Here is a 20,125-nt window from a genome sequence, read left to right as displayed (position 1 = left end):
ATCGTGAAACAAGTTGTATAAATCTTAAAGATTAAAAAATCTATTTTGTTCAATTAATTACAACATATTAAAAATATTCAGCTTTATCATGTAATTTGTTGAGAAGAAGGAAACCACCAGTTGACTCAACTTATAAACCAGTCATTTCCACTCTCCCTAATTTAAAACTGCTTTAGCCAAGAAGGCGTTGAATATCTTTGGCAATTTTTTCAGGTTTGGTAATCGGCGAATAGCGTTTGACCACCTCACCATTTTGATTAATCAGGAATTTGGTGAAATTCCATTTAATACTTTCACTGCCCAAAATTCCCTTGGCTTCAGAAGTTAAATATTGGTACAGAGGATGTGCGGTTGGGCCATTCACATCAATCTTGGCAAACATCGGGAAAGATACGCCATAATTACGCTGACAGAAGCTGCCGATTTCTTCGTTGCTGGATGGATCTTGATTGGCAAACTGGTTACATGGGAAACCCAAAATCACCAGTCCTTGCTGTTGATAATCCTGATATAACTTTTCCAGACCTTCAAATTGTGGCGTAAGGCCACATTGGCTCGCCGTATTCACCACCAATAACACTTTGCCTTGGTAATCGGCGAGGTTCTTTTGTTCGCCTTCTAACAGTTCAGCCTGAAAATCATAAATCTTGCTCATACACATACTCTCATCAATCAAATTGCGGACTTACCCAAACTACGTTGCTTAATCATTCAGCTTGTCTATTTAATATTGCACACAATTATATTGTGCACAATTTAATTATACGCAATGTACTTTTTAAACAATCCAATTTATACTGAATGTTCAACAATCAAGTCGAGGAAAAACATCATGGCTGAAGTTTCATTTTTGGATAATCAGGTATGTTTTGCCATGTATTCCGCGACCAATGCCATGATTCGCCAATATCGTCCGTTGCTGCAGGAATATGATCTGACCTATCCGCAATTTATTGTGTTGCTGGCCCTGTACGAACAAGACAATGTGATGTTGTCAGAGATTGGACAAAAGACCTTTTTTGATTCGGGAACGCTAACGCCAATTATTAAAAAACTTGAAGAAAAGCAGTTTTTAAAACGTGTGGCAGTTAAAGAAGATGAGCGGATGAAAAAAGTAGTGTTGCTAGAAAAAGCACTGGTTTCAAAAGATGAAATTACCGCGATTCCGTTTAAACTCGCCTGCGCTTTAGGCATGGAGCAGAATGACCTGCTGGCAATCCATAATCTTTGTCATCGTTTTTTAAAAGGTTTGGAACAATCTAAACTTGAGAGTCTGGACAATTAAATGCAGCAAGCGATTGTGAGCTTTCATCTCGATGAGCAAGGACATTGGGTTGCAGAGCTTGCCTGTGGGCATGGGCAACATGTGCGTCATGATCCACCTTGGCAAAATCGCCCTTGGGTGTTGACCGAGCAAGGACGCAAAGAGAAATTAGGGATAATGCTGGAATGTAAGAAGTGTGAGGAGAAAAAGTCTCAATAAGTCGTTTTTTACTCAATACTAGCGGGACCTATCTCAATGAGATAATAATGAAATATTACTCCAACAAACCTAACTTTTTATAAATATCCTTGCGCTGTGCAGCATTATTCTGATCACGACCATCTTTTGCATAATTTTTTTCTATAAACACTGCCGCCTGTTTTTCTGATATTGGCTTTTTCATGCTCGAAGCTGCCAATAATATACTATAAAGATTAAAATGATCCTCAGAATATACACAAGAACTATTTACTGTATGGATAATAGTGTTTTGATCCACATCCGGATACATCATTTTAAGTTTCTCAACCGTTTCTTGGATACAGTATTGGTAAAGCATCTGTGTCTGATCTGCACCTTGTGTAATTTCAGCCTGTGTTAATATTTTATCGCTAAGTTCAGCTTTCAGAATTGGAGCAATTTTATTATTCTCTGGAAGTGCTGACTATGCTAATTGGACAATACTCAAGCCTAAAAAAGTGATAAGTAATAATTTAGTTTTTATCATAATGAATAATCAGCCTAAAAAGTAAAGTAATTATATAAGAAAATCACTCAAGCCAGTAGTAACCAAACCAATCTTAAATATAAAGGATTAATAATATCAAAATTCGATTACTTGACTCTATATATTATACTCTTGTCCTCAAGCCAAATTAAGCAATTTACAATAGTCTCTTAATCTAAGAGGTACGGATAGATTGATACGTCATTCGAAAGAGATCTTGATGCCTGCAATGCTAGATACAAATGTCTAAAGACTTAGGCCAATCCAGATTGACCTAAGCCTTAAAACAGCCAGCAAATCTATCAAGGTGAATAAACACGCCATACCGTATTGCCAACATCATCCGCAATCAACAAAGCACCGCTTTTATCCTCAGTAAGACCCACAGGCGCGCCATATAAAGTTTTTTCATCTTTTGAATAAAAACCCTGAACCACATTAACAGGCTTGCCATTCGGTTTACCCTCTTTAAATGGAATAAAGACCACGTTATAACCATTGAGCGGATCTCTGTTCCAGCTACCATGATTACTCACAAATGCGCCATTTTTAAACTGATCAGACAGCTGGGTTGTATTTGAAGCAAACCATAAACCTAAGGGTGCAACATGAGAACTCAAGGCATAATCAGGTTTAATCGCTTTAGCAACCAGATCTGGACGTTGTGGACGAACCCGCTCATCCACATGCTGACCATAATAACTATACGGCCAGCCATAAAATCCTTTTTCCTGGACTGAGGTTAAATAATCAGGCACTAGACTGGCACCAATTTCATCCCGTTCATTGACAATCGTCCATAATTTTCCAGTTTCAGGTTCCCATTGCAGTCCGGTTGGATTGCGAATGCCACTGGCAAAAATACGGCTTGCACCTGTGGCGACATCAACTTCTAAAACAGTTGCACGGCGATATTCAATCGCCAATCCATTTTCGGTGATGTTACTGTTTGAGCCCACACCGACATATAGCTTCTGTCCATCTTTACTGGCCAATAATGCTTTGGTCCAGTGATGATTAACTGTATCCGGTAAATCAGACAGTTCCTCGCCCTGATCAGTAATTTGAGTTGCATTCTCGTCATAGTGGTATTTCATAATATTATTGGTATTTGCCACATATAGATTATTACCAATCAATTGCACCCCAAATGGAGAATGCAGGTGTTCCAGAAACTTATATTTCTTCCACTGGCCATCGGCTTCCAGGCGAAGTAAAGTGATTCGATTTCCACCTTTACCCCCTTTGCCTGAAGATTTTTTAACAAAATTAGCAATCACCTGTTTTGGTGCGGTCAGTGGCGCCTCTCCAGGATTGTTAGATTCAACCACCAGAATATCGCCATTCGGCAGGGTATATAACTGACGTGGATGCTCGAGCTGATCAGCAATCTTCTCAATCTTTAAACCCTCGGCAACCACAGGTGTCTGATTGGCTTTCCAGCCCACACCATTTGGTACTTTCATTGGAGGAACCAGAAAGTTCTTTGCTTCAGGTAATTCCGGATCGGGGCCATATTGTGTTTGCGGGTCAAGCGGCTTTCCACCAGAACAGCCGAATAAACCCATACCCAGCAAAGCTGAAAAGAATAATGTATTTGATCGTTTCACGTTTATTCTCCAATCAGTCTGTTGTGGATATGGATGGATTGATATAAATAATGCAGTGCAATCAGGACAATGGTTAGGGTAGACAGGATAAGATTTGCTGGCGCGATGGCAAAGGCGTCACGACTATGCACAAAGGCATTAAAGGTCGCTGCAATAATGGCAAAACCATAGAGCCAGAAGCCGACAATATCAGCTTTTCTTTGCTCAACAACGGGACGAAACCAGACATAAAACAAGTTGATAAAACGTGGAATAATACAGATCAGCAGACCGAACGTAATACACCATGCGGCAGCCTTCGCCCATAACATTTCAGCAGTCTGATTATAGAAAATATCAAAAATCCAGCCAGCGACAAAAAAGCCAAAGGGAAGCGGGTTCAACAGCATATAGATGGCATACAAAATGCAAGATCTTGGAGTGTTTTTTTTCATTCAAACCTCTTACTTTTAGATTATTTATGGCTATTCAATACAGCGTAAAAATCTCATTATTTATTGATAAATCATCTAGTATAATTTTCATCCACTATAAATGGACTATTCATTTTCTGTCAAAAATAATGAATGGGAGATATATGTTTAATCTTTTCTAAAAAAATAAAGCTAATGACTTATTAGGATAAAGATAAACATTTTTTATATTTTTATTTAACACCTTGGGCTATGTTTAACTTGGCATAAGAAATTTTTTATATTTTAGTAATCTTATTTTACTTAGCGTTAAATTTTAAGATAATTTATTACGAATTAATTACTGAGTAATAATTTGTAAAAACGGCCTATAATGTTAAATAAAATGGACCATTTAGTAATATAGTTTTCGCTTTCCCTTACTAAGCTTTTAAATACTTTTGCAACAGATATCAATAAAATCATAATTGCCAAAACCATTTTGGTCGGTCCAATAGCTGGTGCAAGGGATAAATCACCTCATAAAGAAATGGTTTTCTCGGTAACTCAGTTTGCGCCGAGACAAATCGCAGTCACGATTAAAAAACTTTGAGATCCCTTGATTGACATAGTTTTAGAATAAAAACTGTTCTTCTCTCCTGCTGGCTGATGTGCTTCATGCCATACAATATTTACTTTTAGCTCCATAAAATTCATTTGCGTTAAAGAAAGCTGACTAAGCTACAGGAATAAAGTGTTTAAATTATGATCTATACAAACATTGTCCTCATCAATGTTTTATATTGTATTTTTTAGAAAGACACATCTGTATACTATCTGCTTGCAATGAATATCTTTAAGTTCATTTTTCCAAAACGATTAGATCAACTCAAAATTCAAGATGTACAAAATTATTCTAATTCTATTTTTATGCTGCTTATCTACAGCTTGCATGAATACCAAGTATATTGATCATCCAGATCAATATTTCGATCTTTTGGGCGAAAGCACAGAAAGCAAAGCTTTTGAAAACTTTGTCAATCAACTTGAACCCAAAGAAATGCCCCAGCTCACTAATCAATTCTGGAATGAAGAGTTTCCCAAGCTTGATTTCTATGATCAAAGCTTAATGTTTCCTCTCAATGGCATCGAAATGCTGTTAAAGAATAAGAAAATTGTCTCGATTAAGCTTTATCTTCCTGATCCTGAAATTACATTTGCCAATTATAAAGGTCATCAATTACCACTCGGTCTTTTCAGTGATGATACTGAACAAGAAGTGACGGAAAAACTGAAGACCGATATAGACACCAATTCCAATCCTCATCGAAACGTAAAAGAATTTGAGACGGAAAACGCCAGTGTTGCAATTGATCAGGACAGCGGAAAAATTATTTATATCGAGTTATATAAATAATCTCCTTATCGAGATCAAAAAATCAAACAATAGATCTACACGGAACATCAAATATGCAAAGCACATTCAAATATATATGCATTAGCCTGATTTTGCTGCAATCAGCAAACAGTTTTGCAGAGAACCAAATACGTCCTGAAGAAAAAGCCGTTTATCAAGATATCGGGGCATTGCTTTCAGGTCAGCCTCAAGGCACTCAAATCACGCCGACAAGAAATGGTGTCTATGTTGAAGCTTTATTTTGCCGGAAACAGACCTCACCTTTTACGACTTTATTGAAAGGTCGCTTGTCCATTCAGCAGGATCAGGCGTTATTGTCACTTTTCCAGAATATGTTTTGTGCACCGGCCGACAAGGAAGAGCAAGTCAGTTTAAGCGTCTTTGCCAATCAGATTCAGGACCCGCTTCCCTTTAGTCTGGTGAGCTATTCTGGTATGCAAGAACTGGGACAATGGTCTCTCGAAGAGGCTACCCTGCTTTCCACTACTCCAGCCAAACAAGTTGAAGTCAATATGTTTGGATTACATCCTCGACAAGTCTCAAACTCGGTGGTTTTCTGGGAAGTCCTATCTCCGACCCATGTCCGGGTCTGGTATGGCATGTTTAAAATGGCACCTTCAGATGCAATCATCTATGAATTTAAATTTGCCGACCAAGCGTGGGAATTGTCTCATCTGTGGATGGGCACGCGTTTGTAAAGCTTTTGATGAAAATAAAAAAGGAAGCCTTCGCTTCCTTTTCTCTTACAGCTAAAACTTAGATGCCATATTTTTCACGATAAGCCTGCATATTCGCCAAAGCGTCTTTTTCACCTTTGGCATCCAGATAATCCATCAAGTCCTTCATCGTAATTAAGGCATGCACCGGGATTTCGAGTTCTTTTTGTACTTCCTGAATCGCAGAAAGCTCACCTTGACCACGTTCTTGGCGATCGAGCGCAACCAATACACCCGCAATTTCAGCACCGGCATTTTTCAAAATGGTCACGACTTCACGAATCGCAGTACCAGCCGTAATCACATCATCAATGATCCAGACTTTTTGACCGGCAACTGAGGCACCCACCAACACGCCACCTTCTCCATGATCTTTGGCTTCTTTACGGTTAAAGCCCCACGGTACACTTTTGCCATGGACCTGTGATAAAGCCACCGCGGTAGCTGCCACAAAAGGAATTCCCTTATAGGCTGGACCAAAAATCACACCGACATTGTCACACTGCACCAGTTTGTCGGCATAGCCTTGCGCTAATAAAGACAGTGCTTCACCATCATTGAGTAAACCTGCGTTAAAGAAATAAGGGCTGACACGGCCTGATTTTAAGGTAAACTCACCAAATTTAAGCACTCCACGTGATAATGCGAGTTCGATAAAAGCTTGCGGATGAAATGACACAGGCGTTGTCATATAAGGTGCTCCAAATTCTTCAATTGAGGTTAAACAGACGTATGATACCAAAGGATAGCTATCCAAGTGATGTAAAAATTCTTCGAGTCGTTTCAATTAACGTAAATGGCTTGCGTGCTTCTGTCACCAAAGGCCTGCTCGAATGGTTAGAACAGTCTGGTGCAGATGTGGTGTGTATGCAGGAAAGCCGCATTACTCATGAGCAATGGACCGATAAATTTAAACCTGAAGGATGGTACACCCACTTATTCCCTGCTGAACGCGCAGGTTATGCGGGTACAGCAATCTATAGCCGACTGCCTTTCGTCTCGGTGACCAATGGCTTGGGTTTTGAACTAGCCGATACCCAAGGCCGTTTTATTTCGGCTGAATTTGATTTAGGACTGTCACAAACCGTTCATATTGCCTCGTTATACTTGCCATCAGGATCAAGCGGCGATGAAGCACAGGCACGCAAAGACGTGTTCTTAAAAGAGTACGCGCAAGTACTTAAACAATGGCGCGACGAAAATAAATCCATCATCGTGTGTGGGGACTACAATATCGTGCATAAACGCATCGATATTAAAAACTGGTCAGGGAACCAGAAGTCATCTGGCGTATTGCCGCATGAACGTGCCTGGCTCGATCATATCTATGACGAGCTGGGTTATGTGGACACCTTCCGTGAGGTACGACCTGAAGCAGAGTTGTACTCATGGTGGTCAAATCGCGGTCAGGCGCGTGCGAAAAATGTCGGGTGGCGGATTGACTATCATGCCTGCTCTCCAGACTGGAAAGCACGTACTGCGAATGCATGGGTCTATAAAGAACAATGGTTTAGCGACCATGCACCGGTGATTATCGACTATAAAATACACGAATAAGTGAACACATGTTCACTTAAACCGCTTCTTTAGCTTACAGAACTTGTCGCTTTTGTGTATTTTTATTTACCAGCTAGAACGGCATTATAGCTTCACGGCACAGGGAAGCGGTCAGGATGACCAGAAAGGGATAGGACGCCGTAGGAAGATAAAATAAACTTGATTCAAGTTTATTTGCATGGATGAGACATTGGACGTTGAAATGAGACCCGCATAATCAGGAAGATTAAATGCGGGTTTTCTCTTTTTTGATATTAGATATTTTCTGTTTATTGTGTCATTCGCCATTTTGCTCAAAAAACATGTGCATTTTGATCATTACATCATGATTGAACCGCTCTACCGATAAACTTAATAAAAAATTTCAACTGGCGCAACGGCTGCTTTTTACGTTAGGCTTTCATCCATATTTTTCACTCTTTCTAGGGTTTTTTCTCATGTTTAAAATTTATGGCATTAAAAATTGTAATTCGATGAAAAAAGCCTTTGATGCGTTACAGGCAAAAGGTATCAATTACCAGTTCCATGATTACAAAAAACAAGGCATTGATGCTGACACTTTAGCAATCTGGTTGAAAGAAATTGGCGCAGATAAAGTCCTAAATAAAAAAGGCACGACCTGGCGCAAATTAACTGCTGACGAGCAAACACACGCAACCAGCAATGAACATAACCTGATTGAAACACTGATGGCCCAGCCTAGCCTGATTAAGCGTCCTGTCCTACAAACCCCTAACGGCTTTGTGATTGGGTTCGATGAAACAACCTATCAGGATTTATCGGCTTAAAACCAATAAATCGCAGCGATAAAAAAACCGAGTCATCAGGCTCGGTTTTTTTATGTTTATCTTGTGCTTAGTTGGTACGAATCCAGGTCTGGTTACGACCTAAAGCTGCAACGCCAATATAGCCACGTAATTTCAGCTTTTTACCGCCATCGAGAATTTCAGCTTTTAACTTATAGGTTTTGCCATTTTTAGGATCGATGATCGAACCTTCATCATAGCTGGTACCGCCTACATTTTTCAGGCCATGCACGATGGTCACGCCTTTCAGCGGTTTGTTGTGATAAGGTCCTTCACACTTAGAGCATGCATTTTCCTGACCTGCCACTAAATATTTTTGAATAGATGCGGTGAGGGTTCCATCCTTTTGCTCAGTAAACTTCACAATCGCCTTCGGCTGTTTCGTTTCATCATCAATGGTTTGCCAAACACTGCCATTCAGCGCATCCGCTGCATTGGCAAAAGTTGTTAAACCGAGCAATCCAAATGCTAGAGCAATTTTCTTCATTTTTGTAATATCCTTAAGGGGTCTTTTAAACTGAAAGTATTGAGAAGTTCAATCAATATTGCAATTCTTGATTATGACTATTTGGTATAACCTGCGTAAGAGTGACATAGCGCACAATTTTTCAGTTTTTATCATGAGGTCTAGGCGCGACTTATATTCAAGAACTTTCTTATTGGTATACCCAACTAACAATATGGAAAAATTATGAAATTTGCTACTGTTTGGAAATATTATTTTACTGAATCTTTACTTAAAGCCACGATTCGGACACCGAGCCAATTTAATCTGGCGCCCAATGCTTTACGGCCGTTACTGGATCAACTCTGTCGCCTATTTCCACACAATCCAACAGTACAAATTCGACCGTTACGCTTAGCAGGTGTTCGTGGTGAGGAAATTAAAGCGCAAGCTGCGGCAACACAACTGATTTTACATATTCACGGCGGTGCGTTCTTCTTAGGTAGCCTGAATACTCATCGTGCATTGATGACCGATATCGCAGCACGTACGCAAATGCAGGTGATTCATGTCGATTACCCGCTGGCACCGGAACATCCTTTTCCTGAAGCGATTGATGCGATTTTTGATGTCTATCAGGCCTTGCTGGTACAAGGGATCAAACCTAAAGATATTATTATCTCGGGGGATTCTTGTGGTGCCAACCTCGCCCTGGCCTTGTGCTTGCGCCTGAAACAGCAACCTGAACTGATGCCAAGCGGCCTGATCCTGATGTCGCCTTATCTGGATTTAACCTTGACCAGTGAATCACTGCGCTTCAACCAGAAACATGATGCCTTGCTCTCGATTGAAGCGTTACAGGCAGGTATCAATCATTATCTGAAAGAGGGCATTCAGGCAGATGATCCACGCGTTTCACCATTATTTGATGATCTGACCGGCTTACCACCAACACTCGTTCAAGTCGGTTCTAAAGAAATTCTGCTGGATGATTCAAAACGCTTTAGAGAAAAAGCTGAAAAAGCCGATGTTGAAGTGAACTTTAAACTCTATACCGGCATGTGGCATAACTTCCAAATGTTTAATGCCTGGTTCCCTGAGGCTAAACAAGCCTTGGCCGATCTTGCTGAATTTGCACATGCCTTAGATCGCGACTAAGCCATCTCAAAATCTGTGTAAAAAATGGTCAGCTTAGGCTGACCCTTGTCACTCTTGATTCAGTTTGGTCATCAACAAATAAAAATCATTGAATATTCTGATAACAGCTTATTTTTCAAAATATTTTTCCCGTCCTGATTTGCACTAAATCCGCCAGATACAGACTTTTTTCTCATTCTAAAGATGCTATTGTTATTTGAATAAGCGTTCCTCCGTATTTTGATGACGGATATACAGTTCCTAGGAATCTCATTGCATAAAAGGATGCATGCCAATGGTGAAGATTCATTTTAATAGGTCAACTGACGCAAAACGATGGGGCTTTCGGCTTTCTTGGGAACATCATATTGTCGTCAATTGGACCATGCTTAAAAAAAGCATTTTATTACTTATACTTGCTGCATTAATGAACCTGTTCTGGATCAGCTGGGACATTTTCGTACTCATGAATCCTGTTTATTCGGAATGGGTCCATCTCAAGCTGGTCCGCTCACAATTATGGACCAGCCTGATTATGCTGGTGGTTTTGATCCTGTTGATTATTCCCTGCCATGTGTTCAGGGAACAACACTGGGCACAGGAAGTCCTCCCGATTCTCAGTGTGCAGGTCTTTACTGCCATGCTGTGCCATAACAGCTATCTGGTCGGCAGCTTTAGCCCTGCCACCATGGTGGGCTATGTCAGTGTCGTGGGTGTCGGTCTGGTGCTGTTTGATCGCCGTATGGTGTATTGCGCCCTGATTCCAGCCACACTGGCCCTGTTCTTTTGCAATTACCTGAGCATGGTCGGGGTCCTGACCTACGCACCATTATTTAACATGCAACATCTGAATCAGGTGGCCATGCATCCCTTCTGGGTCGGCAGTATGCTGTTTTTTCTGGTTCCGATCTTGCTGGCCTGTTTATTTCTATTTGAAATTTTACTGACCCAATGGCGGACTCGCGAAATGACCATCCAGATGTTGAGCCGTCTCGACCCCCTCACCAATGTCCTGAACCGGCGCAGTATTGGCAATTATCTGGACAGATTACACCAGCAACCAGAACCGCAATATTCGATTGTGGTGCTCGATTTAGATCATTTTAAAAATATTAATGATCATTTTGGACATAGCATGGGAGATCAGGTGCTGATTCAGGTGGCCCAGTGTCTGACCACCCATCTTAGAGAGCAGGATATGATTGGCCGCTTTGGCGGGGAGGAGTTTATTTTATTGCTACCCGATACCCATACCGCCCAAGCACAAAAGGTTGCAGAGCGCTGTCGGCAGGCGATATCTCAATTACGTTTTATTACCGAACATAAGCAAGAGTTCAGTATCAGTGCCAGCTTCGGTATTAGCAGTTCGTTTAGTGCCGATGAGCCACATCTGATTATTAGTCAGGCAGATCAGGCCCTATATGCGGTGAAAGCGGCGGGACGTAATCAGGTTAGAATCTTTACTGACCTGATCACCCGTTAGCAAAGTGAAGGCCTTGACTTGCCTTCACTTGATTCCCAATCAGACTTTTAAAAATTCTTCCCGCTGTTGACGATAAGGCTCATCAAAAGGCACAAACTGCTGTTCTTGCTTGGCTTCAGCAATCCATTGTTGTACTGAAGGTAAAGCCAATATTTTCTGCATATAGCTTTGGCTAGAAGCCGAGATGGGGAGTTGATAACAGTCAAAACGCATCACCACCGGCGCGTAAAATGCATCTGCAATACTGAATTCGCCACACAAAAAACTGTCGTCACCTGGACGTTGTGACCAGATCTGTTCAATACGGACCACATCAGCACGCAACTGCGCATGCTCAGACCAGAGCTGCTGACCAATATGTGTCAGGTCTGCTTCGACATTCATGGGACAAAGATTGCGTAATCCCTGAAAGCTACTATGCATCTCGGCACTGATACAGCGCGCTCTGGCACGTAAGCTTTTATCTTGTGGCCATAAGGCATGCTCAGGATGTTGTTCTGCCAAGTATTCACAAATAGCCAGTGTATCCCAAACCACCAGTTCTCCATCCACAAGTGCAGGCACTTTCCCGGTTGGATTCAGTTTAAGAATTTCGGTTTTAAACTGGCTATCTGCTTCAAAGCTATCAAACCGGATCAGCTGCTCCTGAAATGGTATGCCCGCCTGTTTCAATAAGATCCACGGACGCATGGACCAGGTTGAATAGTTTTTGTTGCCAATAAAGAGTTGGTACATTGTTATTCTTTTCCTTTAAATAAGGCCAGTTGTTGTAATAGCTCGGCTTTCTGGAATGCACCCGTTAAACGTAGCGAGCGAATTTCTTGTTGTTGCTGATCGAGGAATAAATAGGTTGGTGGACCTAAAATATCCCACTGTGCTAAAAGTGCCTGATGCGATGCATCATAGTGGCTTAAATCCAGTTTAATTAAATAATATCCCGCTAACGCCTGCTGCACCTCGGCATCTTTTAAAATACGATGCTCAATTGGCTGACAAGCCACGCACCAGTCTGCATAGACATCAATCACGATACCGCGATCTTTCGGTGCATCGGCGAGAATCTGCTGAAACTCGTCCGCAGTGTGTGCCACATGCCATTCAGCCAGCTTGTCTGCCTGAACTGAACTCAGGCTTTGGATGTGCTGGTATTGGTTAAAAGCCAAGCCCGGAATCACGACAATCAGCAAAATCGCATACAGCCATTGCAGCTTGGATTTCTGCCCAAACAGACGATAAACCGCATAGATAATAAATGCCAGACCCAGAATTAAACTCAGGATTTGAATGGCGAGTTCCGGCAATAAAGGACGAATAAAATAAAGACTCAGGGCCAGCATCAAGAAGGCAAAGATCACCTTGATCTGGTTCATCCAGTCACCGGCTTTCGGTAAGGCTTTGGCCCCCAAAACACTGGCAAGTAACAATGGAATGCCCATGCCAAAACCCAGGGTAAACAGTAATAATGCACCCTGCCATTGGCTCTGCGTTTGCGAGATAAACAGTAATACCCCGGCCAGCGGTGCCGTCATGCATGGCCCAACCAGCAAGGCTGAAATCATGCCCATGACACTGGCACCCACCAAGGTACCGCCTTTTTGATTGGATTGCATCTGATCAAGTCGATTGACCCAACGCTGGGGCAATTTCAACTCGAACAGGCCAAACAGATTCAGGGCAAACACCACAAACAGCAAACTAAATGCAATCAGGGTCGCAGGTTGCTGTAACCAGCGCTGAAAATTCAAACCTGCTGCGGAAGCAATTAAACCGAGGACCGCATAGACCAGCGCCATACTGACCACAAAGGTCAGCGCAATTGACCATGCTTTCACACCTTTGTTTTCACGTACGATCAACGAGGTCAGAATCGGTAACATCGGTAGAGAGCACGGCGTAAAAGCCAACAGAATGCCTAAGCCCAAGAACAATAAGATGCTATAAGCCAGGGAATGCTGTTCCAGTGCACTGGACCATTTCTGGTCTTGGGCCATCACACCCGAGTTGCCTTGTGAGGTTGATTCTGTAGCTGTTTCAGCCTGTACTTCATCATCGCTGGCTGATTGTTGTGCATTCAATACACTGGATGAACGGGCCACGTCCAGAAAGCTTTTTTGCGTATTGGAGCTGACATTCTGGGCACTGACCAAACCATCGGCATCGGTTTGAAACTCAATATTTTGTGGTGGATAGCAAATACGGTCTTTGGCACACCCCTGCCAAGTCACGCGGTAGTGTTGTGATGCCTGAGTCGGGATACTGAATTCAGCTTGTTGATAATAAACCTGGCTATGACCATAGTTTTCATCATATTGCTCAACCGCTTTAGGCAGATTCAAGGCAACCGGTTGATTGCCCTGCTTTACCTCAAATTTATGCTGATAGAGATAGTAATTGGGCTGAATCGACCAGTGTAACCGTGCCTGATTCGCTTGCGTCGATTCAACCGTAAATGCAAATGCCTGTTCAGGACTGAGTAAGGGTGCCGATGTATTCTCTTGGGCATAGGTCAGTGACCCACATAACAACAATAAGGTCCCAAGAAAATAATGCATCAGTGAAGAACCGTCTCCACCTTGAACAGAGCTTTTCATTCTCATCTCGCTATTTTTCTCCCGAAACTGCTGGGCACTTCTATAAAAGTAAGTTTAAGCGTATTCAGGAGCATGATTATTAGAATAAGACCGATACGCCGAGGCCACCGTTATAGCTTTTCTGATCGCCATTGAGATCAACCCCAATGCTAGCGTCCAGCTGGGTGCGATTATTCAAGGCATAAACCAGACCGGTACCTAGACCATATTCATAGTCTTGGCTCTCGGCTTTACGGTAAACAAATTCTGAATAACCTGATAATTTTCCTGCAATTTTATAGTCAATGGTTGGAATCGCAGTCACCGCCCAATCACTGTTTTGCGCTTCATAACGCATGGTAATCGAGGTGCCGATCAGGTCGCTAAATTCATAAGCAACCGCTGAGGTAAGGCTATAAATATCATCATGGTTGGTAAATTCATCATTACCGGTCGCAATGATGGCTTCTGCCAACAAAGCCATAGATAAACGGTCATCTTTGAGATCAATGGCTTTTTTCAAACCAATGCTGACATCACCTAAACCATTGGTTTCCTTTTTCATGCCGGCACGCTTGTATTGCTGCCAGACCGGACCTTGCCAACCCAATTGCAATTCCAGGCCATCTGCCAGACCGGTACGCAACAACATATCGCCATTTAAGGTCAGGGTCTTATCTTTTACCCCATCGACATTACCTTCCTGATAACTGACGCTTGGCAAGCTTTGTTCCCATGCCAGTTTACCAACCGGGGTAATGCCTGTGCCCATACCGGCACCAGGACGGTCAAAAGAAAAATCAGCCGCAAAAGCGCTGCTTGCCAGCATCGATACGGCAACCACGCTTAAAGTTTGAAGTATTTTCATCATGTTCCTCGTTCTGTTATATCGGCTGGGCTTAAGCGCCTAGCTCTTTTGACATTTTTGCGCCATGCTGACGTAACAATTCCAGTGTTGCACGTTCTTCTGGCAATGATTCTGACCAGTCAATTTCATCAAATTCACAATCAAAGAATAATTGGCTAATTGAAGATAGAACAGTTAAACCCTCTTCATCACGGGTATTTGGATCTACTTTTTCTTCGAGTAAACGTTGTACCACAGGCACACAAGCCGAACTTGCTGCATCCCAAAGCGGGCCATAAAATTCTTCAGCATCCCATAAATGCAAATTGGCTTTGGCCTGAATCAGCGCATCCAAAATATCCAGATAGACTTGAAGCGTTTGTTGCTTTTCTTCTTCGCTTAATGGCTGGCCTGCCTCATACGCTTCACAAATTGTTTCCCACCAGGTGAATAAACCATCACAAATCACCGATACAGGCGGCCCCTGTTCAGGATCAATAAAATTCGGGTCGAGTCCTTCAGCAAGTAAAGATTGCACTTGGTCTAAATCGAGTTGTTGTATGGCTTGCACCAAGGCCTGCTGTTGCTTATTTAACATGACCAGTTCTCACAATATTTTTTAATGAATGTATTATGCCGAATATCCTGACAGGATTTTATAAAACCATCTAAAAAATCATGTAGAAATTTGATACAGGCATAAAAAAAGCCTTAAATTAGTCTAATAACACATTATTTGTTTAATGAGAATGGACAGTGTCGGAATGAAAATAACTTTATTGGATGTACAAAAAGTATTCACCGATGTGCTAAATCATAAAATTAGTCGAGAGCAAGCTGAAGCGTGGGCAGCAACAAGGATGAATGCCTTGGACAACAACGAATTGTTCTTTGATCCTGCTACAACAGAGGATCTTCTATGGGAGGCTGTACTCTATTTAAGTGGTATTGGGTTAAAAATAGCCCCTGATAAGTATATGGAGAATGAAGATGGCATTAAAGAAATGTTTGATACTTATTGGAATTAATAAGTGAAGATCTAAAGCTAACCATAAGAAATATATTCACGATTAGAGTCACAATAAATTCAAGCTTAAATTAAAAGGACCGAGTCCTACCTATATACAGAACTCGGTCCTTAAAAGCTGCTTAATCAAACTGCTCAAATTATTGAGATCAGCTCATATTAAGGCCTTTTTTATGCGTTTATTTTTACGCTTCGTCGTCTACTTTGACACCTTCATCTGCATCGACATATTCTGGTAAACCGCCACGGTGATGATCTTTCTTCTCATAAAGATGCTCCAGACTGCGTTTTAATTTATCAATCGCACCATGAATCGAGTGATCAATATTTGGCGCTTTATGTGTCACTGCAACAGGTTTCATGCCTGCTGGACGGGCTTCAATCATACAACGTTTGTCATGATCGCCCGATTTGTCCCCGTTTTCATCACTAATATGAACCGAAAAGTGCGTAATACGCTCGCTATAACGTTGGAATTCCTGTGTAAGTTCTGCACGAACATAACTAATTAAACGTTCACTACCTTGAATGTTTTTATCTGTACGGATTTCAATATTCATAAATATCTTCCTCTCTTTTCTGTGAGACGGTGCTACAAAACTTTGTTATTCAGCACACTTTGAGCATGCGGTCATTCAGTGCAGTTGTATATTTTGATTATGTAAATGCTTGTGGTCTCCTCGCTTAGCATCTGTTGATTTTCAGTATGTAAGAAGATCTTCTATAGTTCCAATATCTGTCTTTCCTCAGAAATATGCAAGCTGATTTTTGACATTTTTATTAAAACTTAAACAAAAACAGCTTTAACTTTACACGACTTTATTTTTGGCCCGAGCTCTACAATTATTTTGTACCTTTGGTCAAATTTGGCTTTATTTTTGCTTAATACCTTGTATGCTTTACACGCCTTTTTGGGGGGAGATTTTTAAATGCAATTGAAGCAAGTTACAGCAGCATGTTTATTGGTATCTACAGCAGCTTTCGCACAGGCAAAGCCAATCTGGCAGGACTTTAGCCTGACCGGTTTGTATGGGGAAAACTACGAAGTTGTTGATGAAAAACAAACAACCTTAACGGTTGAATATGCGGCAAAAGTCAAATATGCCGATGTGTTTTTCTTTATGGATCGCATGCGTGGTAATGAAGACCATAAAGTGACTTATTTCGAACTCTCTCCGCGTTTTAGCTTAGGCGAGATTTCAGGTCACAAACTTGCTTTTGGTCCAATTAAAGATGTATTGATTTCAACCACTTGGGAAAGCAACAATGATGACTTTTCCAGTTTTGACAACTTTTTGTACGGCGTAGGCTTTGATCTTGCAGTTCCATATTTCCAATATGCAAATGTGAACTTCTACCGTGCCAACAATGAAAATACCGCTGATGACTACCAAATGACCATTGCTTATGCTTTGCCATTTAAAGTATCAAATGAAGATTTCCTCGTCGATGGTTTTCTTGACTGGTCAAGTGCAGCCCATGACAGCAAAGAGCGTCACGCCAGTGAACTGAACTGGACGACACAATATAAATGGAATGTGGGTAAACACATTTCACCAGATACACGCCTTTATTTAGGTGTTGAGCATTCAGTCTGGAATAACAAGTTCGGTATGAAAAACCGTGACGAAAACAATGTCAGCGCTTTGATCAAATACCACTTCTAATCAGATTAGAATGTTAAAAAACAGCAAGGATTTCCTTGCTGTTTTTGTTTGCATCCCCGAATATAAATGTCAGTTGATCTTTTGTCCTGTCAGCATCCCATCTGTTTATTTTGTCTAATTTGATGACCTTTGCTTATGTCTGTAAATATCGTACTTGCCGCTTCGACCTTAGCCGCACATTTCCACATTCGCTTTGCCACAACAGATGACCTCGAACACATCCTCACGATTTATAATCACGAGATTTTAAATGGCACAGCCAACTGGAATGATCAGGCTGTCTCACTCGGGGATTATCAGCAACGTTTTTACGGCATGCAGCAACAGCAGTTCCCCATGATTGTGGTCGAAGACCTGAATAGCCATCAAGTGGCTGGTTATGCCTATTACGCCGCGTTTCGTGCGATCAGTGGTTATCGCCAAAGCATTGAACATTCTGTTTTTGTTGACCCAAGTTATGCTCGCCAAGGTCTGGGCAAAGCGCTGATGCAACAGCTCATTCATCTGGCCAAACAGCAAAATATGCATATCATGGTCGCCGCCATAGACAGTGAAAATAAGGGTTCAATCGTGTTGCATGAACAATTGGGCTTTGTGCAAACAGGCTATATGCCACAAGTGGGTCAAAAGTTTGGACAATGGCGGGATTTGGTCTGGATGCAACTACAACTCACAGAAGCCTAATAAAATATCACTTTTGTAATACGATCCTCACAGCAATTTTTGATTTAAAATGAAAGACATACTTTATTTTAAAAATAGCCACAATGATTAAAACATCCCAACTCGGCCTAGGCCTCACAATCGTCCTTGCTTCAAGTGCCAGCTTTGCAGAACTTTCCTTCGAGCAAGAATTGCAACAGGGCTGCGCCAAAGTGAAACAATATGCTCAAGCAGGTAAAAAGTTTTACGATCATAAGCAATATCTCAAAGCAGCCAAGCAATTTGAAGACCAAGCCGCATGGGCACATTTCTGTCAGGCCAATGCAGATGAAAGCGGGATTCAGGTCAGTGATCGAGAGATTGAAATCGCCAATAATAATGTCGGTTTAAGTTATGCTAAACTCGGTAAGCCGCAATGGGCCAGAGTCTGGTTTTTACGTGATAAAGACTCGAAAACCAGTCAATACAACTTAAAACAATTGCCCAAGCCAAAACTACTTTCTGATCTACAAGGGACTTATGTCCGCGCCAATGGCTTTGGGCAATGGGACTATATCAAGGTCAGCAAAAAACAGAATCAATATCAGATTGGCTTCGATGGCTACTATTTTGGTCCACGCGGCCTAATCTATGGTCCCAATATGGGACAGTTTGAAACCAGCATGCCAATCAAGTCAAAACAAGCCCGCTACCGCTATGAAGATTGCCAAATCAAACTTCAATTCGCCAATGACGCAAAGCTTGGACAAAAAATTGAGGTTGAACAGCACAATGGCGAGTCCTCATGTGGCTTTGGACATAATGTCTATGCTGGCGGTACGTTCTATAAGGTTGAAGACAAATAAACCTTGTGCCAACCCTTTAATGTTCTAAATTGCATTTTCTCAACATTCACTATCGTGATAGGCGATATGGATGTCGCCATGTTCGACTGCCTTACGCTGCTTCCAAAGCCATGCTTTAGAATTGCTCAGGATGTACCGTCAGTCGAACAAAAGATTTTTGCTTACTTTTGATCTCTCAAAAGTAAGGTCCATCCTAAAGATACATTCCTTAGAACAAGGATAAAGTAACTGTTAGCCAAGAAATACTAAATCGCCACCAACTCCCGAATCCCTTTCTCAGGCATCTCCTCCCCCCGCCCTTGCGCAATCACCTGCCCACGTGCCATCACGGTATACGCATCGGCCAACTCTTCGGCAAAATCATAAAACTGCTCCACCAAAATAATCGCCATCTTCCCTTGATCCGCCAATTTACGAATCACCCGACCAATATCCTTAATAATTGAAGGCTGAATCCCTTCGGTCGGTTCATCTAAAATCAATACGCGTGGTTCAGAAGCCAACGCCCGGGCAATCGCAAGCTGCTGTTGCTGACCTCCGGATAAATCACCACCACGGCGGTGTTTCATTTCATCGAGTACGGGGAAAATTTCATATAAATGCGTCGGCACTTTACGTGTCTTGGCACCCGAAAATTTTGCCATACCAATTAAAATATTTTCTTCTACCGTTAAAGTCGAAAAGATATCGCGACCTTGCGGCACATAGGCCAACCCCGCACGCACCCGTTGCTCAGGGGACATTTTGGCAATATCTTTGCCATCTAACAGGATTTGTCCAGACTTGATCGGCAGAATCCCCATCAGGCATTTCAATAAGGTGGTTTTGCCCACACCATTACGTCCTAAGACCACACTGCATTCACCCACAGGCGCATTAAAAGACACATCACGTAGAATATGACTGCCACCATAGAACTGATTAATTTGTTTCACTTCTAACATGTGCCTCT

General features: G+C 41.8%; 24 protein-coding genes. 12 read left to right on the top strand and 12 right to left on the bottom strand.

What is annotated here, in order from left to right:
• Positions 1 to 172 precede the first annotated feature (172 nt).
• The gene (locus ACINWC323_RS13730) at positions 173 to 655 is read right to left on the bottom strand and encodes a glutathione peroxidase (RefSeq protein WP_009510248.1); all 483 of its coding nucleotides are present in this window, start codon (positions 653 to 655) and stop codon (positions 173 to 175) included.
• A 177-nt stretch (positions 656 to 832) separates the two neighbouring features.
• Between ACINWC323_RS13730 and ACINWC323_RS13735 the strand changes: the two genes are divergently transcribed.
• The gene (locus tag ACINWC323_RS13735) at positions 833 to 1,285 is read left to right on the top strand and encodes a MarR family winged helix-turn-helix transcriptional regulator (protein WP_009510230.1); all 453 of its coding nucleotides are present in this window, start codon (positions 833 to 835) and stop codon (positions 1,283 to 1,285) included.
• Positions 1,286 to 1,483, top strand: a complete 198-nt coding sequence (locus ACINWC323_RS13740; RefSeq protein WP_009510178.1) for a DUF3565 domain-containing protein — start codon at positions 1,286 to 1,288, stop codon at positions 1,481 to 1,483.
• A 55-nt stretch (positions 1,484 to 1,538) separates the two neighbouring features.
• Here ACINWC323_RS13740 and ACINWC323_RS20345 read toward each other — a convergent pair whose 3' ends face one another.
• From ACINWC323_RS20345 to ACINWC323_RS13750, 3 genes are all read right to left on the bottom strand, one after another.
• A complete protein-coding gene (locus ACINWC323_RS20345) occupies positions 1,539 to 1,823 on the bottom strand; it encodes a hypothetical protein (protein WP_249364857.1) in 285 nt (94 codons plus the stop codon).
• Between the two features lie 470 nt (positions 1,824 to 2,293).
• Positions 2,294 to 3,601 carry a PQQ-dependent sugar dehydrogenase gene (locus ACINWC323_RS13745; protein WP_009510150.1) on the bottom strand — a complete coding sequence of 436 codons (1,308 nt, stop codon included), beginning with the start codon at positions 3,599 to 3,601 and terminating at the stop codon, positions 2,294 to 2,296.
• Positions 3,602 to 3,603: 2 nt separating this feature from the next.
• Complete coding sequence (locus ACINWC323_RS13750; protein ID WP_032881220.1) at positions 3,604 to 4,035, bottom strand: DUF2231 domain-containing protein; 432 nt, start codon at positions 4,033 to 4,035, stop codon at positions 3,604 to 3,606.
• 910 nt (positions 4,036 to 4,945) lie between these two features.
• Here ACINWC323_RS13750 and ACINWC323_RS13755 point away from each other — a divergent pair.
• Both ACINWC323_RS13755 and ACINWC323_RS13760 read left to right on the top strand, forming a co-directional pair.
• Positions 4,946 to 5,410 carry a hypothetical protein gene (locus ACINWC323_RS13755; RefSeq protein ID WP_009510310.1) on the top strand — a complete coding sequence of 155 codons (465 nt, stop codon included), beginning with the start codon at positions 4,946 to 4,948 and terminating at the stop codon, positions 5,408 to 5,410.
• A 53-nt stretch (positions 5,411 to 5,463) separates the two neighbouring features.
• A complete protein-coding gene (locus ACINWC323_RS13760; protein WP_009510157.1) occupies positions 5,464 to 6,108 on the top strand; it encodes a hypothetical protein in 645 nt (214 codons plus the stop codon).
• A 58-nt stretch (positions 6,109 to 6,166) separates the two neighbouring features.
• On the opposite strand, the gene pyrE is transcribed toward ACINWC323_RS13760, so the two are convergent.
• A complete protein-coding gene (gene pyrE, locus ACINWC323_RS13765; RefSeq protein ID WP_005209496.1) occupies positions 6,167 to 6,817 on the bottom strand; it encodes an orotate phosphoribosyltransferase in 651 nt (216 codons plus the stop codon).
• Positions 6,818 to 6,858: 41 nt separating this feature from the next.
• On the opposite strand from pyrE, the gene ACINWC323_RS13770 reads away from it, so the two are divergent.
• Together ACINWC323_RS13770 and ACINWC323_RS13775 are read left to right on the top strand one after the other, a co-directional pair.
• A complete protein-coding gene (locus ACINWC323_RS13770) occupies positions 6,859 to 7,683 on the top strand; it encodes an exodeoxyribonuclease III (RefSeq protein ID WP_005227948.1) in 825 nt (274 codons plus the stop codon).
• A 437-nt stretch (positions 7,684 to 8,120) separates the two neighbouring features.
• Positions 8,121 to 8,471, top strand: coding sequence for an arsenate reductase (locus ACINWC323_RS13775; RefSeq protein WP_009510144.1), 351 nt, complete (start codon positions 8,121 to 8,123; stop codon positions 8,469 to 8,471).
• Between the two features lie 67 nt (positions 8,472 to 8,538).
• Here the strand turns inward: ACINWC323_RS13775 and ACINWC323_RS13780 are convergent, their stop codons facing one another.
• Positions 8,539 to 8,976, bottom strand: coding sequence for a DUF2147 domain-containing protein (locus ACINWC323_RS13780; protein ID WP_005227959.1), 438 nt, complete (start codon positions 8,974 to 8,976; stop codon positions 8,539 to 8,541).
• Between the two features lie 204 nt (positions 8,977 to 9,180).
• Between ACINWC323_RS13780 and ACINWC323_RS13785 the strand changes: the two genes are divergently transcribed.
• The gene (locus tag ACINWC323_RS13785) at positions 9,181 to 10,092 is read left to right on the top strand and encodes an alpha/beta hydrolase (protein ID WP_005227960.1); all 912 of its coding nucleotides are present in this window, start codon (positions 9,181 to 9,183) and stop codon (positions 10,090 to 10,092) included.
• A gap of 274 nt (positions 10,093 to 10,366) precedes the next feature.
• Positions 10,367 to 11,554, top strand: a complete 1,188-nt coding sequence (locus ACINWC323_RS13790; protein WP_009510273.1) for a GGDEF domain-containing protein — start codon at positions 10,367 to 10,369, stop codon at positions 11,552 to 11,554.
• Positions 11,555 to 11,593: 39 nt separating this feature from the next.
• Here ACINWC323_RS13790 and ACINWC323_RS13795 read toward each other — a convergent pair whose 3' ends face one another.
• The 4 genes from ACINWC323_RS13795 to ACINWC323_RS13810 form a co-directional block, all read right to left on the bottom strand.
• Positions 11,594 to 12,289: a glutathione S-transferase family protein gene (locus ACINWC323_RS13795; protein ID WP_009510316.1), complete on the bottom strand. Its 696-nt coding sequence runs from the start codon at positions 12,287 to 12,289 to the stop codon at positions 11,594 to 11,596.
• 2 nt (positions 12,290 to 12,291) lie between these two features.
• Positions 12,292 to 14,145: a protein-disulfide reductase DsbD gene (gene dsbD / locus ACINWC323_RS13800; RefSeq protein ID WP_032881217.1), complete on the bottom strand. Its 1,854-nt coding sequence runs from the start codon at positions 14,143 to 14,145 to the stop codon at positions 12,292 to 12,294.
• Positions 14,146 to 14,224: 79 nt separating this feature from the next.
• Positions 14,225 to 14,992, bottom strand: a complete 768-nt coding sequence (locus ACINWC323_RS13805; protein ID WP_009510291.1) for a transporter — start codon at positions 14,990 to 14,992, stop codon at positions 14,225 to 14,227.
• Positions 14,993 to 15,023: 31 nt separating this feature from the next.
• Positions 15,024 to 15,569, bottom strand: coding sequence for an ankyrin repeat domain-containing protein (locus tag ACINWC323_RS13810; protein WP_005282353.1), 546 nt, complete (start codon positions 15,567 to 15,569; stop codon positions 15,024 to 15,026).
• A gap of 166 nt (positions 15,570 to 15,735) precedes the next feature.
• On the opposite strand from ACINWC323_RS13810, the gene ACINWC323_RS13815 reads away from it, so the two are divergent.
• Positions 15,736 to 15,999, top strand: coding sequence for a hypothetical protein (locus ACINWC323_RS13815; protein WP_009510246.1), 264 nt, complete (start codon positions 15,736 to 15,738; stop codon positions 15,997 to 15,999).
• A gap of 184 nt (positions 16,000 to 16,183) precedes the next feature.
• Here ACINWC323_RS13815 and ACINWC323_RS13820 read toward each other — a convergent pair whose 3' ends face one another.
• Positions 16,184 to 16,558 (bottom strand): HPF/RaiA family ribosome-associated protein, encoded by a 375-nt coding sequence (locus tag ACINWC323_RS13820; protein WP_005227968.1) that lies wholly within the window; start codon positions 16,556 to 16,558, stop codon positions 16,184 to 16,186.
• 369 nt (positions 16,559 to 16,927) lie between these two features.
• On the opposite strand from ACINWC323_RS13820, the gene ACINWC323_RS13825 reads away from it, so the two are divergent.
• The 3 genes from ACINWC323_RS13825 (at position 16,928) to ACINWC323_RS13835 (ending at position 19,173) form a co-directional block, all read left to right on the top strand.
• Entirely contained in the window at positions 16,928 to 17,665 is a 738-nt protein-coding gene (locus ACINWC323_RS13825; RefSeq protein ID WP_009510184.1) for an outer membrane protein OmpK, read from the top strand.
• Between the two features lie 135 nt (positions 17,666 to 17,800).
• Positions 17,801 to 18,349, top strand: coding sequence for a GNAT family N-acetyltransferase (locus tag ACINWC323_RS13830; RefSeq protein WP_009510113.1), 549 nt, complete (start codon positions 17,801 to 17,803; stop codon positions 18,347 to 18,349).
• Positions 18,350 to 18,432: 83 nt separating this feature from the next.
• Positions 18,433 to 19,173, top strand: a complete 741-nt coding sequence (locus ACINWC323_RS13835) for a hypothetical protein (protein WP_009510218.1) — start codon at positions 18,433 to 18,435, stop codon at positions 19,171 to 19,173.
• 245 nt (positions 19,174 to 19,418) lie between these two features.
• On the opposite strand, the gene urtE is transcribed toward ACINWC323_RS13835, so the two are convergent.
• Entirely contained in the window at positions 19,419 to 20,117 is a 699-nt protein-coding gene (gene urtE, locus ACINWC323_RS13840; protein ID WP_009510140.1) for an urea ABC transporter ATP-binding subunit UrtE, read from the bottom strand.
• Positions 20,118 to 20,125 lie beyond the last annotated feature (8 nt).

The sequence above is a fragment of the Acinetobacter sp. WC-323 genome, assembly GCF_000314615.1.
Taxonomy (GTDB): domain Bacteria; phylum Pseudomonadota; class Gammaproteobacteria; order Pseudomonadales; family Moraxellaceae; genus Acinetobacter; species Acinetobacter courvalinii.
Note: the sequence above shows the minus strand (reverse complement) of the source record. Positions and strands in the feature narration are given on the sequence as shown.